General features: G+C 46.8%; 13 protein-coding genes. 4 read left to right on the top strand and 9 right to left on the bottom strand.

Features of this window, described 5'->3' with window-relative positions:
• Positions 1-97 precede the first annotated feature (97 nt).
• The gene (locus ACN0W5_RS09215) at positions 98-472 is read right to left on the bottom strand and encodes a DUF1127 domain-containing protein (protein ID WP_417453845.1); all 375 of its coding nucleotides are present in this window, start codon (positions 470-472) and stop codon (positions 98-100) included.
• Positions 473-736: 264 nt separating this feature from the next.
• Here ACN0W5_RS09215 and ACN0W5_RS09210 point away from each other — a divergent pair, with 264 nt between their 5' ends.
• A complete protein-coding gene (locus tag ACN0W5_RS09210) occupies positions 737-2,554 on the top strand; it encodes an aminopeptidase P family protein (RefSeq protein WP_417453844.1) in 1,818 nt (605 codons plus the stop codon).
• A gap of 93 nt (positions 2,555-2,647) precedes the next feature.
• Here ACN0W5_RS09210 and ACN0W5_RS09205 read toward each other — a convergent pair whose 3' ends face one another.
• Positions 2,648-3,535, bottom strand: coding sequence for a LysR substrate-binding domain-containing protein (locus ACN0W5_RS09205; RefSeq protein ID WP_417453843.1), 888 nt, complete (start codon positions 3,533-3,535; stop codon positions 2,648-2,650).
• 101 nt (positions 3,536-3,636) lie between these two features.
• On the opposite strand from ACN0W5_RS09205, the gene ACN0W5_RS09200 reads away from it, so the two are divergent.
• Together ACN0W5_RS09200 and ACN0W5_RS09195 are read left to right on the top strand one after the other, a co-directional pair.
• Entirely contained in the window at positions 3,637-3,840 is a 204-nt protein-coding gene (locus ACN0W5_RS09200; RefSeq protein ID WP_417453842.1) for a hypothetical protein, read from the top strand.
• Positions 3,841-3,877: 37 nt separating this feature from the next.
• A complete protein-coding gene (locus tag ACN0W5_RS09195) occupies positions 3,878-4,681 on the top strand; it encodes an alpha/beta fold hydrolase (RefSeq protein WP_417453841.1) in 804 nt (267 codons plus the stop codon).
• A gap of 31 nt (positions 4,682-4,712) precedes the next feature.
• Here ACN0W5_RS09195 and ACN0W5_RS09190 read toward each other — a convergent pair whose 3' ends face one another.
• Positions 4,713-5,630, bottom strand: a complete 918-nt coding sequence (locus ACN0W5_RS09190; RefSeq protein WP_417453840.1) for a DMT family transporter — start codon at positions 5,628-5,630, stop codon at positions 4,713-4,715.
• 105 nt (positions 5,631-5,735) lie between these two features.
• Positions 5,736-6,488, bottom strand: coding sequence for an AraC family transcriptional regulator (locus ACN0W5_RS09185; protein ID WP_417453839.1), 753 nt, complete (start codon positions 6,486-6,488; stop codon positions 5,736-5,738).
• 259 nt (positions 6,489-6,747) lie between these two features.
• On the opposite strand from ACN0W5_RS09185, the gene ACN0W5_RS09180 reads away from it, so the two are divergent.
• Positions 6,748-7,485: a substrate-binding periplasmic protein gene (locus ACN0W5_RS09180; protein ID WP_417453838.1), complete on the top strand. Its 738-nt coding sequence runs from the start codon at positions 6,748-6,750 to the stop codon at positions 7,483-7,485.
• Positions 7,486-7,605: 120 nt separating this feature from the next.
• Here ACN0W5_RS09180 and ligA read toward each other — a convergent pair whose 3' ends face one another.
• The 5 genes from ligA to ftsZ all read right to left on the bottom strand — a co-directional run bounded on the left by ligA (position 7,606) and on the right by ftsZ (position 15,317).
• Positions 7,606-9,714 (bottom strand): NAD-dependent DNA ligase LigA, encoded by a 2,109-nt coding sequence (ligA, locus tag ACN0W5_RS09175; protein ID WP_417453837.1) that lies wholly within the window; start codon positions 9,712-9,714, stop codon positions 7,606-7,608.
• A gap of 5 nt (positions 9,715-9,719) precedes the next feature.
• Entirely contained in the window at positions 9,720-11,390 is a 1,671-nt protein-coding gene (gene recN, locus ACN0W5_RS09170; protein ID WP_417453836.1) for a DNA repair protein RecN, read from the bottom strand.
• Between the two features lie 13 nt (positions 11,391-11,403).
• Positions 11,404-12,243: an outer membrane protein assembly factor BamD gene (locus ACN0W5_RS09165; protein WP_417432767.1), complete on the bottom strand. Its 840-nt coding sequence runs from the start codon at positions 12,241-12,243 to the stop codon at positions 11,404-11,406.
• 257 nt (positions 12,244-12,500) lie between these two features.
• Positions 12,501-13,457: a UDP-3-O-acyl-N-acetylglucosamine deacetylase gene (gene lpxC, locus ACN0W5_RS09160; protein ID WP_417453835.1), complete on the bottom strand. Its 957-nt coding sequence runs from the start codon at positions 13,455-13,457 to the stop codon at positions 12,501-12,503.
• A 156-nt stretch (positions 13,458-13,613) separates the two neighbouring features.
• On the bottom strand, positions 13,614-15,317 hold the full coding sequence (gene ftsZ / locus ACN0W5_RS09155) for a cell division protein FtsZ (protein WP_417453834.1): 1,704 nt from the start codon (positions 15,315-15,317) through the stop codon (positions 13,614-13,616).

Below are 15,317 nucleotides of genomic sequence, written 5' to 3'. Positions count from 1 at the left end.
CCTTTCCTTTTATGGGCATTAAATTTTTCCGGGTATTAAAAAACGCGCCGGAGATTCCGGCGCGTTTCAACAAGTAGAGCTGCAAGCAAAAGGGGGATTATGCTGCGCGACCTACTTTGCTGTTGTTTTCAGCTTTTGTTTCCTGTGTTGAAACAAAATCAGAAGAAGAAAGGAAAGAGAAACCTGGCTCAAAAGTTTTAGTTTCTTTTTCTGCTGCTTCTGCATAAAGGCTGTTTACAGTTGCTTCGATGTTACCACGGCTTAGGCCGATGTCTTTTAGTTCGCGATCAGTTAGATCCCAAAGCTGGCTGACAGTTGCACGGCGTTCCATGTAGTTTTTGAAGCCCTGAACAAGTCCAGATATCGCAGCATAGATGCGGTATGTTTTTGTATAACGGTGTGGCGCTACAGTTACGAATACAGGCTGGTTAGCAATTTCGTTGGCCGCGAATACGAATTTATCTTCTCTCATGATCATTTCTCCTAGATCAGTTAATGCGGCCGACTATGTCTTTCTATTGCCGCTGTGTTGTTGCAGTATATCTAGCTCATAAATTTTTTTTCGGTAGCGGTTATTCTGCACCACAGCCATGCATTTTGAGCATAATTTAGTTTTTTTCGATTTAAGTTGTTGAAATTAAATTATTTTAAGTTATGCAAAAGCAGGTGTTGTTATGCTTCTGTTGCTCGGTTAATCTGCTGAAAATCAAATTGTATATTGTATAAGGATTAAAAAATGCCTGAAACGGCTACTCTTGATCATGAATCTCGTCTTAAAGCTTTGCGTATCCAGTTGGCTAATGAAGGTGTGGACGGCTTTATCGTTCCGAGAACTGACGAACATCAGGGGGAGTACGTTCCACCCCAAGCTCAGAGACTTGGATGGTTAAGTGGGTTTACAGGATCGGCAGGGCTGGCGACCGTTCTTATGGATAAGGCGGCGATCTTTGTGGATGGTCGTTATACAATTCAGGTGCGCCAAGAAGTTAGTGAACACCTTTTTGCCTATCAGCATTTGGTTGAAGAGCCCGCCCATCAATGGCTGGAAGAGAATGTATCCGCAGGTATGCGTATTGCCTATGACCCTTGGTTGCAAAGTGAAAATCAGATCAAGGCCTTGCGAAAAGGTGTTGAAAAAGCGGGGGGAGAGCTTGTTCCTCTTTCTGACAATCCTCTTGATAAGGTTTGGTTGGATCAACCCGCCCGTCCTTGTACAAAATCCATGCCTTATGATTTGAAGTATGCGGGGCAGTCTTCGCAGGATAAACGGAAAGAAATTGGCGAACTTCTTAATAAGTCAGAAGCCGATTGTGCCGTTCTCAGTCTGCCAGATTCCGTTGCGTGGCTCTTGAACGTGCGCGGTGAAGATGTGGACCATACGCCATTGGTGCTTTCTTTTGCTGTTGTTCATGCCGATGGAAATGTGCAGTGGTTTGTGGATTCTCAAAAAGTAACGAGTGAAACCCTTACGGCATTGGACAATCAGGTTGAAGTTGCCGAGCCGGGAACTTTGGAAGCGCGTCTTGAAGCTTTTGCGCGCGAGGGTAAAAGAGTTCTGGTTGATCCTGCTACTTGTCCGGAACGTATTACAGCATTGCTAGAAAAAAGTGGTGCAAATCTTGTGCGCGCTATGGACCCGGTGAGCTTGCCAAAGGCCAGAAAGAATACGTCCGAATTAGATGGTATACGGGCAGCCCACATCCGCGATGGTGCTGCGATGGTGCGCTTTTTAAAGTGGGTAACTGAAAGTGCAACGGAACGTGCAGATACCGACAATCCAGTGACGGAAATGGAGGCTGTTTATAAGCTTCTGTCTTTCAGGGAAGAAGTGCCGCTGTTCAAAGACTCTTCGTTTGATACTATTTCCGGTGCGGGACCAAACGGTGCCCTCTGTCATTATAAGGTGAGTGATGAAAGCTCTTTGCCGCTTAAAAGGGATGAAATTTTTCTGATTGATTCAGGCGGGCAATATCTGGATGGAACAACTGATATTACCCGTACGGTTATTATCGGCACGCCGAACGCAGAAATGAAAGACCGTTTCACGCGCGTTCTTATGGGGCACATTGCGCTATCTACTGCGAAATTCCCCAAGGGAACAAACGGTATTCAGCTGGATAGTCTCGCCAGACGTCCGCTTTGGGATGCGGGGCTCGATTATGATCATGGTACGGGGCATGGCGTGGGGTGTTTCCTTGGTGTACACGAGGGGCCGCAACGTATTGCCAAGGCTTCATCGCCAGTCGCTTTAGAGCCGGGTATGTTCTTGTCAAACGAGCCAGGCTATTACAAAGCAGGTGAGTACGGTATTCGTATCGAAAACCTTATTATTGTTCGCGATGCCGGAAAAATGGTTGGTTTAGACATTCCGTTGTATGATTTTGAGACAGTAACGTTGTGTCCGATTGATTTACGTTTGATAGAGCCAGCCTTAATGAGTGCGGGTGATATCAAATGGTTGAATGACTATCATGCCTGGGTCCGTAAAGAGCTGACACCTTTGTTGGATGCTGAGCACGTTGCGTGGCTAGAGACGGCGACGAAGGCGATTTAAAAGTATGTAAATGATGCCCGTTCTCTAATTTGTATTAGCAAGAGGACGGGCACTGTTGACGGAATTTCACCATCGTTGTTCTTATGTAAATTGTTATATTGGGGTGGCTTTATTCTGTTTGCGTATCCATGTCAGGAATTTTTTTAAGTGCGATGGAATTACCCCCTGTTTGTAAACAAGATGGTATCCGGTGTTTTCGTTACTTGTCAGCGAGAATAATTCTACGAGCTGCCCACTTTTGATGTCATCCTGTACCCAATTTGACGGAAGTACACCCAATCCTTGCCCGTCGCGAATGGCATCTTTTGTCAGATATCCTGATAGATGAATTTTTGCATGGTGTGCGTGGAAATCAATTTCATGCTGTTTTAGCCAAAAATGCCATTCTGAATGGCGATCATCTATGTCGCAAACCCAAGGTAATTTGGTTAGATCCTTGGGCGATTTTATTTGAACATTCTCTATGAGTTCAGGTGATACAACGATGCTGGTGTAACTGGGCATCAGCTTTTCCACTTGAAAGCTTGGCCAATTTCCTGTGCCATACCGTATGGCAAGGTCATAATCATCCCGTCGGAGATCTACAACATCACTGTTAGCATTTAGCAATATCTCGACATCGGGATGCCGTTTGCGAAAGTCTCCGAGTCTTGGCATTAGCCAAAAGTTTACAAAGGTTGGTGTCATTGTGATGCGGAGAGGACGGTCGGTTAGACTGTCTTTGAGGTCATTGACCGCATCATCGATAATATCAAAGCTTTTACTAAGCTCTGTACCAAGACGAAACCCTGCCTCTGTCGGCATAACACCCCGCCCTTCACGTTGGGTTAAGGTTGTCCCAAACCATTCTTCCAGCCGTTTTATTTGTTGAGCGACGGCCGCATGAGTCACGTTCAGTTCTTTGGCGGCGTGACTAAGATTATGATGTCGCACAACAGCTTCGAAAGCGCGAAGGCTGGAAAGGGATGGAAAATCACGCATAAAATGTAATAAAAACTAACATAATGATATTTTTCCTGATTTGAATTTGAACTCGTTTCGCCTGATATTTATGAGAATAGTTATCTGATAGGAATGGATCAATGATAAATGTTTTAGGAAAAACTTACATTTTAGCTGCGCGGTTAGAAAATCGTAGCGTGCGTTATGAAAGCAAAAGCTCTGGGCTGGCAAAGGTAAACTTTAAAGCAGAGAAGCTAAGAGCGCAGAAAAAGGTGAACTGGAAGTTCAAATCAGGCGGTCTTTTGAAGTTGTTTGGCGTTTCTTCTGAATGCCCTTGTCATTAAGGGCGGATAGTTTTCTTGGTATCGGGTGGGGAACAGTATGTTGAGTTTAGATCACCGATTTGATTTTCATGGTCAGTCGGTCGCATGGGGTGTGATTGGTGATGGGGAACCACTTGTTCTTATACATGGCACCCCATTCTCTTCACAGGTTTGGCGGCGGATTGCGCCTGCACTTGCGGGTAAATGGCGTGTTTTTTATTTCGATCTGCTGGGGTATGGCGAATCAGAGAAAAGAGAGGGGCAAGATGTTTCCTTGGCGGTTCAAAATGAACTTCTGGCTGCTCTGTTTGGTTATTGGAAATTGAAGGCCCCAGCGGTTCTTGCCCATGATTTTGGTGGGGCGACAGCTTTGCGGGCGTATTACCTAAATGAGCTGATGTATTCGCAGTTAACGTTGGTTGATCCCGTGGCCTTGGCGCCTTGGGGCTCTCCGTTTGTTCAGCATGTAAGGAAGCATGAAGCAGCCTTTGTTAGTAATCCGGACTATATCCACGATGCGATTTTGCGGGCCTATATACAGGGGGCCGCTTTTAATCCGTTGGATGAAAAAGCGTTATCTTTGTATATGAAACCTTGGCAGGGTGATATCGGCAAGGCTGCTTTTTACCGACAGATAGTTCAGATGGATCAATGTTATACTGATGAAGTATCCGTTTGTTATGCTGATATGGAATGTCCTCTTGATATTATCTGGGGTGATGAAGACAGGTGGATACCTTTGTCACAGGGAAGAAAGCTATCCACAATTCTTAACAAGGGCAGGATTTCTGTTGTGGCTAGTGCCGGGCATCTCGTACAGGAAGATCGTCCCGAAGCAATTGTAGCTGCGATGCTTGGGTAATTTAGGGAGAGCTGTGGAGATACGGCGATATTCATTTACTGGCGCTGGCCGATCTTTTGGGGACGTCAGTAGGTCTCAGCATCTTTGCAGATGCCAATAGTGCGCCCCCGACAATTAGCAGGCAAGCAATGGCGATGGTCCAGCTTGCTTGGGCCAAGCCGACAGCAACCAATAGTAATGTGCTGAGAAGTGGAGCACCATAAGATAGGGCGCCCAGAACCTGAATGTCACCATGCTTTGTGCCGTAATCCCAGACAAAAAAAGCAAGCCCAACGGGGCCAAGGCCAAGGGCAAGGATTGCGAGCCATTGTGTTTCTGTTGGCGGTACCCAAGTTTCCGTGCCTAGGTGGAAAACAAGACCTAGCAAAGCCGTCGCACCGCAAAACCCCGTGACAGCATCACTTGGAACTTCTTTGAATTTACGATTAAGAACAGAATAGCCTGACCAAGTCAGCGCACATGCTATAGCTGCCAGATATCCCATGTAGTGATCTGCATTCCACGAAAGGCTTTGTCCCTTGGTGACGATCAGTATGGCACCGGTCAGCCCCGTTATTGTGCCTGCAATGTGAAACCAGTAAAGCTTCTCGCCTGGTAACAAGGCAGAAAAAAATACGATGAGTAGGGGCCAAAGGTAGGCGATCAAACTTGCTTCAACGGCCGGGGCATTGTGCAAGGCGATGAAGTAAAACAGGTGATAGCCAAAGAGGCCACCGACAGAAACAATCCATACAATGGGTTTTTGCTTTAAACTTTTAAAAGAACTCTTTCCTTTGCAGGCCAAAAGTATAAATCCGGACACAAAAGCAATGAAGAATGTAAGGGTTAAGAGCTGGAAGGGAGGAATACCTTTTGCCCATGTGGTGAAAAGCGCGAGAAGAGCCCACAAAAGAATTGCAATTGTGCCAATAATAGTGGCGCGTAGAGGGGGACTTGGTGTGGTTGTCATTTCTGCCTGTTCCAAAACGATGGGTCAAAGGTAAGGCTAAGAATGTAACGATGTTTACGGAAATGTCTTGTTCCAGATTCTGTTTGTTTAGACAGAAAGTCTGATTCATACCGTGTTATGGTGGGCGCGGTCATTTCCGGGTGTTATACCAAAGTTGTTTCGGTAAGATCGACTAAAGCTACTTTGATCTGAATAGCCAACTTCTTGGGCGATCTGCACAAGGGGAAGCCGTGTATTGAGAACAAGCTGCCGGGCGTGTTCCAGTTTCAGATTGGTTTGAAATTTCTGCGGTGAATAGCCCAGGTAATTACTGAAAAGAGCATGAAGATGACTGACGGAAAGGCAGGCTTTGTTGGCGATATCTTTTGATGAAAGTTTTCTGGTGTGGTTCTGCTTTATAAATTTTAAGGCCGTTTGTAGCTTTTGCGGTAACTTGTCCTGAGCTGAATTATTGCGGTCAGCCAAGGCTAGCAAAAATAGTTTTATGCTCTGTTCGCCGATGGTACTCAGGGTTTGGTCCTTGAATTCAGTCGCTGTAAATTTACTAAGGTTTAAAAGCCCGTCATCCAAGGGAAAGAGAATTTGATTGTGGGCGCGATCCCAGAGTGAATTCAGTTCGGGCATGTAATTGGCGTCGTTGAAGTCAAAGTCAACAACGGTGAAGCTATTGGGATTTACCCCCCGAAATGCATGAGTGTCATTGGCCGTGACTATCGCGACTTGATCTATTCTTGCCACTCCCGAAGATTGTTCAGCCTCTAGTTCCAGCTCTCCTTTATGTGGAATGATCAGCTGGTGAAAAGCACTGTGGCTATGACTTTTAAAATCACTTGTATAGGTTCGATGGTTTGCTCTCATCGCTATATTTTATCAGGGTGAACAGCAAAGCCAAGCTATGTTGTTCAAAGCGGCGTATACTCTTTTTTGTGCTACTTTAACAAAGATGTTCTGGACGAGGTGTTAATGATTCAGATCGTCTTCTTAATCACAAGTTAAAACAATTTCGTATAATATATGTTATTTTCGTTGATCATATTGTTAAAGAGCAAAGGTGAGATTTGATTGTTTCGTGACCTGTAATCAAAGTGTGCGATTACTATGGGCTTGGTTGGTGTCTATGAGAGTGTGTAGATATGGGGCTGTATTTTACCTGCTGTTAAGCTTGCTCTTTGTTCCTGCACAGGCGCAAAATATATATACAGAAAATTTTCCACCTTATAACTATCAGGTTGATGGGAAATTATCGGGATTATCCAGTAAAATTATCCAACAAATGGCCCGTGAAATAGGTGCTGAGCCTGCCATCACCTTCTTGCCTTGGTCAAGAGCCTATAAATATGCAAAAGAGAGGGCGAATACCGGTATTTTCTCTATTGTCCGTGTTCCCCCAAGAGAAGCTGACTTTCAATGGGTTGGTCCTATTGAGACTGTAAATATGGGGATATATACCTCTGAACTTAACGATAATGAATACTTTGGAGAAAATGAAGAACGACTAGAGCAGGCCAAGGAGGCTGTTAGTGTCGGGGTGCAGCGAGGAGGCGCCGCGGAGAAAATCCTTATGTCGATGGGTTTCAAAAATTTGTACCATTCCGCAACGACGCGCAAAGCTATTCTGAGATTGATCGACTATCGATACGAGTTGTTGGCTCTTGATGGCAATTATTTAAAGTTTATATTAGAAGCTGAAAATATTCCGCTATCGCGTATTCGAAGGGTTGCGGATATCGGCGAGTTTGATCTCTATCTTGCTTTTTCAAACAGTACGCCAATAGAAGTTGTTGAAAAATGGCAACAGGCACTGGATATCATTAGAAGTCGTTCTCTTGATGAAAAAAAAGATCTAATGAATTAATACCTTACCATTTTAAATTGATCATAGGCGCAAGCCGAAACCTTACCTTTGTACCAAATAATGTGGTGGCGATATTACGGCAACAACTGTGACTTGTGGGTTATCAAAGCAATGAGATTTTTAACTTACAAGGGTGTGCCACTCTTGCTCAGTCAGTGTTTTGACACCCAAATCAGCGGCTTTTTTCAGTTTGGAACCTGCGTCTGCACCAGCTACAACGAAATCAGTTTTTTTCGATACAGATCCTGACACTTTTGCGCCAAGGCTTTCTGCCTTTGCTTTGGCTTCGTCTCGGGACATTGTTTGAAGCTTGCCTGTGAAAACAACTGTTTTGCCTGTTACAGGTGAATCAGAGCTGATTTCGAGGATAAATTCTTCAACGCTTATTTGTGCTTTCAGATCTGTAATGACTTCCTGATTATGGGGCTCATTAAAGAAGGCAATCAGGTCGCCAGCCATGGACGCGCCGATGCCGTCAATAGACAGTAATTCTTGTAGAGCATCACTTTCCGGATCATGGGAAAGTCGTGTGATTTCTTCTATTCGTTCCAAGGTACCATAGGTTTTTGCTAGTAATTTGGCGGTGGCCTGTCCGATTTGTGGGATGCCAAGGGCAAAGATAAAACGATCAAGGCCAATGGTTCTTTTGCTCTCTATGGCGTTATACAGCTTTTCAACTGATTGACGCCCCCAGCCTGGTTGATTACGTAGGGGTGTCAGGCTTCTTCGATCATTTTCGGCTAGTTGGAACAGGTCTGCTGGTGACTTGATGGTACCTTGTTCAAAGAAAAACTTGATCTGTTTGTCGCCAAGACCTTCGATATCAAAGGCATTTCTGCTGACAAAATGTTTCAGCCGTTCGACAGCCTGTGCGGGGCATATCAACCCGCCTGTGCAACGGGTGACAACCTCGCCTTCTTCCTGTGTGGCCTGTGATCCGCATTCCGGACAGTGATCAGGAAAGGGGTAGGGGACTGAGTCAGCGGGGCGTTTATCAAGTATAACTTCAACGACCTGTGGAATAACATCACCAGCGCGTTGGATGACGATGCTATCGCCCTCTCGCACATCTTTACGCTCTATTTCGTCTCGGTTGTGTAGTGTTGCACGAGAGACAACAACACCCCCAACAGTAATTGGTTCGAGGTTTGCAACAGGGGTCAGAGCGCCTGTGCGGCCAACTTGGATGGTAATTTCGTTTAGCCGGGTAATGGCCCGTTCAGCCGGAAACTTGTGGGCAATTGCCCACCGTGGTGCGCGACTGACAAAGCCCAGGCGGTCTTGCCAATCAAGGCGGTTAACTTTGTAGACGATACCATCAATTTCATGATTGAGATCGGGGCGGTCGGTCATAATTTGGCGGTAATAATCTAGAACGTCTTCTAATGAAGAACAGATCTGACCGGGATTAACGGGCAGTCCCCAGGCTTCTATCTTCGCCCGAACATCAGTGAGATTTTCACCTAAGGGTTCAGAGGTTTCCCCCCAAGCGTAAGCATAGAAGTCAAGTGGTCTTGCGGCTGTAATTGCGGGATTAAGCTGCCTGAGTGATCCGGCTGCGGCATTGCGTGGATTGGCAAAAGTCTTTCCACCAGTTGATGCCTGATTTGCATTAAGTTCTATAAACCGGTCCCGACGCATATAAACTTCACCGCGAACTTCAACAACATCAGGGAAAGAGGAACCTGAAAGTTTGTGCGGGATACAGGCAATGGTTTTGACGTTCTCTGTGATATTTTCACCAACAGCACCATCACCACGGGTTGCAGCCTGTACAAGGACACCCTTTTCATAGCGGATAGAACATGAAAGCCCATCGATCTTGGGTTCCGCAAATATATTTACAACCTCGTCTTTGTTGAGACCCAGGAAGCGTCTGATGCGTGCGAGAAACTCAGAAACATCTTCGTCTGCAAAAGCATTGCCAAGTGATAGCATGGGAACGCTGTGTTTTATCTTTCCAAAACCGGAAGAGGGTGCAGAACCTACTTTGTGCGTTGGGCTGTCTTCGCGGACAAGATTTGGAAATGCTTTTTCAATGGCCTCGTTCCGACGCCTTAGAATGTCGTATTCGGCGTCTGTTAGTTCAGGCTCATCATTTTGATAATAAAGCGCATCGTGACGTGCTATTTCCTTGGCTAGATACGCCAACTCTTTCGTGGCTTCTTCAGCGCTTAACCTTTCCGTCTCTGGATCAAAGAGAGAGAATGTAGAGGTGTCTTTAGTCAAGGTATCTATCCTAAAAGGCTATCGGCTGCGGAACGTGCTTCGTTGGTTATTTCAGCGCCAGAGAGCATGCGGGCGACTTCTTCACGACGTTCTTCGTTGCTTAAGTGGTAAACGGTAGTGGTGGTCTGATCCGCTTTTGATGACTTCGCGACTTTGAGGTGCTGCACACCTTTTGCCGCGACTTGGGGACTGTGTGTAATAACCAGGATCTGTCGCTCATCAGCCAGACGGGATAAACGTTCTCCAACTGCGTGGGCTGTGGCGCCACCGATCCCAGCATCAACTTCGTCAAAGACAAGACAGTCAACCGGGCTGACCTTTGCCATAACCACTTTCAAGGCAAGCAGGAACCGCGCGAGTTCACCGCCGGATGCTATTTTCCCCAAGGGGCCGGGTATCGAGCCAGAGTTCGTGGCAACCAAGAAAGCAACCTGGTCCCATCCGTATTGGCCCCAGTTTTCTTCTGGCTGGATAATGAGTGATGTCTGAAAAACAGCACGTTCTAGCTTTAATGGAGGTAATTCATTGTTGATTGCTAAATCAAGCTCGGTCGCTTTTTTATGTCGGGATTTACTTAAATTTTCAGCTGCTTTGACGTACTTACTTCTGGCTTCTTCACACAAGCGATCAAGTTCCTGTAAATGTTCATTGCCAGTGTCGATCAGCTTTAACTGCTCTGCGATGGTATCTCTTACGGCGGTCAGTTCTTCGGGTTCTACGCGGTGTTTGCGCGCGAGATCTTGATAGAGAAAGTAACGTTCTTCTGTTTCTTGAAGGCGTGTTGGATCAAGATCTAAATCGTTTGAGATATCTTGCAGTGAACCGAGAGCATCCTGTACTTCAAATGTTGCACGGTCCAGCGCTTCTATAACAGGTTGCAGCTTTTCGCCTACATTTTCTGGCGTTGTTGTCAGGTACCGCTGAGCTTCGGCAAGAGAATTTTCAGCGCCACCGATGCCATTGTCGCCGCTAAGTTCCAAGGTGCAGGCATTCATAGCCTCTATAAGTTTTTCACTGTGGATCAGTAGCTGTCTTTGTGATGATAGCGAGGCTAATTCGCCCTCTACGGGAGAGAGTGTATCAAGCTCTTCCAGGGAGTGACGAAGGAATGTTTCTTCCCGTTGGGCCTGAGCCAGCTTTTCATCAGCTTCAGATCGCTCTTTTACAAAGCGTTGCCACTTTTGCCAAAGTGCTGCTGTTTCAGAAGCTAGGTGATCGTTGTCACTTGCGGCATCGAGTAGGTTTCTGTGGTTGCTTTGATCTAAAAGGCCACGTTGTTCAAACTGGCCCTGTATTTCGATCAGTAAATCGCCTGCTTGCCTGAGAAGATTGGCTGAAACAGGTGTATCATTAATGTAGGCACGGCTTCTGCCATCAGCGTTTAGGACCCGTCTAAAAACAAGTAGGTCATCCTCTACGGAGACATCTTTTTCCTTGAGAAAATCAAAAACGGGGTGTGTTTGGGCCGGATCAAAAACTGCAGATACGGTTGCTTTGTCTGTTCCTTGACGGACCAGTCGTGATTCTGCTCGGGCGCCAAGTGCGAGACCAAGTGAATCTAGTAAAATTGATTTACCGGCCCCGGTCTCGCCTGTCAGGACACAAAGACCATTTTCAAAGGAGAGTTCAAGGCGGTCAATCAAGACGACATTGCTGATAGAAAGATTCAGCAGCATGGAGCATCTACCCCTAGAGAATGGAATCCCAAACTTCAGAAATCCAAGAACCATCTTTTTCTTCTGGTTCCAGATCTTGCCCTGTCAAGAGCGCGTAGCTGTCTTGGTACCAGCGTTCGCCGGGGAAGTTATGCCCCAGGACCGAAGCGGTCGCTTGTGCCTCATCAATAATACCAAGCGCAAGGTAGGCTTCCACAAGACGGTGTAATGCCTCTGGTACATGCGTGGTTGTCTGATATTGACCAATCACCATTCTGAAACGGTTAATCGCAGCGAGGTATTCTTTACGGTTGAGATAAAAACGACCAATGGTCATTTGCTTCCCGGCCAAGTGATCGTTTGCCAGATCAACTTTTAACTGGGCATCGCGCGCATATTTACTATCAGGGAACCTGCGGACAACATCTCTTAGAGAGGTGAGGGCATCGCGAGTCATCTTTTGGTCGCGGCCAACATCTGAGATTTGCTCGTAATAACAAAGAGCTTTCAGGTAATAGGCGTAGGGTGTATCGCGGTTTCCCGGATGCAGATCAATAAATCGGTCCAGTGCACTGATCGCGTCGTCGTATTTATTTTCAGAATAGAGAGCAAAAGCGGCCATAAGTTGTGCTTTGGATGCCCAGACTGAATAGGGATGTTGGCGTTCCACTTCGTCAAACAGTCTGGCGGCATCTTCATTTTCACCCGCTTTCAGGGCATTGTTGGCGCTATTATATAGCTCTTCAACTGGACGCTCCTCATAGACTGGCTTTTCGTCCGAGCTACAGGCAGCTAACGAGGCCACTAGGGATGCGGCTAGAAAAACTTGTTTACAGGATTTATCAATCTGTTGTCCGAAGAGACGGAAATTCATTTTAGGTAACTCTTTATCCAAAACCAAATTACGCATTCCCAAATTACTCATTCGGGCTTAACCCACTGACAAACTACACGGTAAATCATGCCAATGGTAGGGGTATAATCACAGCACTATAAGGCTTCAAACTCTTGTCCTCAAGCATCCTAAAGATAACTTGATAGCAAAGTCGTGAAAAAAATTATTTTAAGGGTGTTAGAAATGAAAAAAGCCCAGAATTTCTGGGCTTTAAGGGTAGTGCTGTAAAAGACGAATTAAACAGAAGCAGCGACGGCACGTTCTGGTGCAACATAGCTGGAATTTACAGGAATGTTACTTTCGTTGGTCGGCAAAGTTGCCCATTCCCAAGCGCTGTTGTCAGAAAGAAGTTGTTTTACCAAGCGATATGTCTGGGCATGCCCACTTTTGATGCCGTGGTAGTGACCGATAATCGGTGCGCCAGCAAGGAACAGATCGCCGATAGAATCCAGAATTTTATGACGAACAAACTCGTTGCCATACCGAAGGCCGCCTTCGTTCATAATCGTGTCGCCATCAATAACAATAGCATTGTCTAGTGAACCGCCACGGGCAAGGCCCATTTTACGAAGTTGATCTGCTTCATGCAGGAAGCCAAAAGTGCGTGCACGGCTAACCTCCTGTTTGTAATGATCAGGACGAACTTCCATAAAGAGTTCTTGGTGACCGATTGCTTGTGTATCAAAGTCAATTTCGAAACTGACCGAGAAACCTTCGGCTGGGCTGAGGATACCGGAGCGTGTTTCTTCGTCGTCACGTACTTCTTTAAGAATGCGTATGGCACGCTTTGGTGCATTTTGTTCAACGACACCCGCGCATTCGATGAGGAATACAAACGGGGATGAACTGCCGTCCATAACGGGCACTTCACAGGCGTTGATGTCAATGCGACAGTTATCGATACCAAAGCCTGCAAGTGCTGACATAAGGTGTTCGATGGTGCCAATTTTTACATCGTCTTTTACGAGAGTTGTGCAAAGTGGAGATTCAATGGCGTATTCCCAAGTCGCGGGGATGATAGCGCCTTTTCCGGCTACGTCGGTGCGGTGGAAAACAATGCCACTACCGGGTTCAGCAGGATGAAGCGTCATGACAACGTTGTCGCCAGAGTGTAGCCCGACACCAGAGCAATTAATTGCGCTTTTTAGTGTCTTTTGTTTTAGTACACGATTAGCAGATGTGTTGGTTTTCATGAGTACGCTTCGTTTGTTAGTTAATCCCCCCGGAGCAGCCGAACTGTTCATCCGATAAAATGCAACAAGGGAACGATAGCTCGTCCCCCTGTTTCTAACAAATCACTGTTTGTTTCAATATGTTACGAAATGTAACGTACTCTGAAATATTTACCCTTAATTCGCCTGACGCCGCAGAAATGCTGGGATATCCAGAAGGTCTTCTTCGGCCGAAGGTGTCTGAAGTCGGTCCTGAGGGTCTAGGCCAGTCAGTCTTGGTTGCTGGCTTGGCTTTTGGGCGTTGCTAGGTGCAGGCGATTCGGATGGTGCTGCCGCTGGTGCCACAGCTGTCGCTGTTTGTGCGTTTACAGTTGCTTTCCCCATCTGAAGTTCTTCTTGTTCTTCTGACTGTGTAGCAGCTTGAAGAGCACGGGCCGCACCGCCAGTGATGCGTCCAAACAAGCCTCGACCTTTTTTGGACGCGTCTTCGTGTTTGTCAGTCCCGTTAGCTAGGGCAGCCGCTGCAAAAGGATCAGCTTTCTGACCTGTCACCTGTGGGGCGGCCGGTTTTTGGTTTGCAACAGTGGCTGGTGTCGGGGCAACAAAGGTGTCGTTCTTGATTTCAGCTTGTGGTGCTGTTGCGGAAACAGGCTGAGTATTTGCTTCACTACGTGTGATCGCTGATTCGATACTTGTCTGTGACGGGCCTGTTTCAATAACAGGCTGAGCCGCTGGTTCTACGCTTGCCGCAACTGCGGGTGTCGCCAAAGGTGCGGCAGGCTGAGGTGTTTCAGTAACAGCAGCTACAGCTTGTTCTTGTTGTGGCTCTGCGGGTGCTTCTGGTGTTACATCCAATGGCGCGGGCGGTGCTTTGAATTCTTTCGTTGCAGCAGGGCGAATGTTTTTCATTGATTCAGCATCAATACCTGTTGCAACGACGGATACCCGCATCGTGCCTTCCATATTCGGATCGTAGGTAGAGCCAAAGATGATGTTGGCTTCTGGATCAACTTCGTCACGGATACGATTTGCAGCTTCATCCACCTCAAACAATGTGAGGTCGGGTCCACCAGTGATGTTGATCAGAACGCCACGTGCGCCTTTCATGGACACTTCGTCGAGAAGGGGGTTGGAAATAGCAGCTTCTGCAGCATCCATTGCACGGCTTTCGCCATCGGCTTCACCCGTTCCCATCATGGCTTTGCCCATTTCGGTCATCACAGCGCGAATATCAGCAAAGTCGAGGTTGATCAAGCCTGGCATAACCATAAGGTCGGTGACGCCACTTACGCCAGAGCGCAAAACATCATCCGCCATTTTAAAGGCATCAGCGAAAGTCGTTTTTTCGTTGGCAATTCTAAACAGGTTCTGGTTTGGAATGATGATCAGCGTATCAACATATTGCGCCAGTTCTTCGATGCCTTTTTCTGCAAGACGCATGCGGTGTACGCCTTCGAAATGGAAAGGCTTGGTCACAACGCCGACTGTTAAAATACCCGCATCACGGGCTGATTTTGCAATTACTGGTGCTGCACCTGTTCCGGTGCCGCCGCCCATACCAGCGGTGATGAAGACCATGTTCGAGCCTTCGAGGTGACCAAGGATTTCATCCATGGCTTCCTCTGCTGCAGCTTGCCCGATGTCCGGACGTGACCCGGCGCCAAGGCCCTGGGTAATGTTTCTGCCGAGCTGGATCGTGCGCTCACATGATGACTGCGCGATTGCTTGCGCGTCGGTATTTGCTATCAAAAACTCGACACCCTCCAGATTACTCTGGATCATGTTGTTTACAGCATTACCGCCTGCACCACCGACCCCTATAACCGTAATCTGAGGGGTCAGTTCGGAATCAACTGGTGGTACATCTAAATTTAAAGCCAT

Origin of the sequence: Kiloniella sp. (assembly GCF_048270245.1) — a bacterium.
GTDB lineage: Bacteria > Pseudomonadota > Alphaproteobacteria > Kiloniellales > Kiloniellaceae > Kiloniella.
The sequence above is the reverse complement of the archived record's forward strand: the minus strand, read 5'-3'. Positions and strand labels throughout refer to the sequence as shown.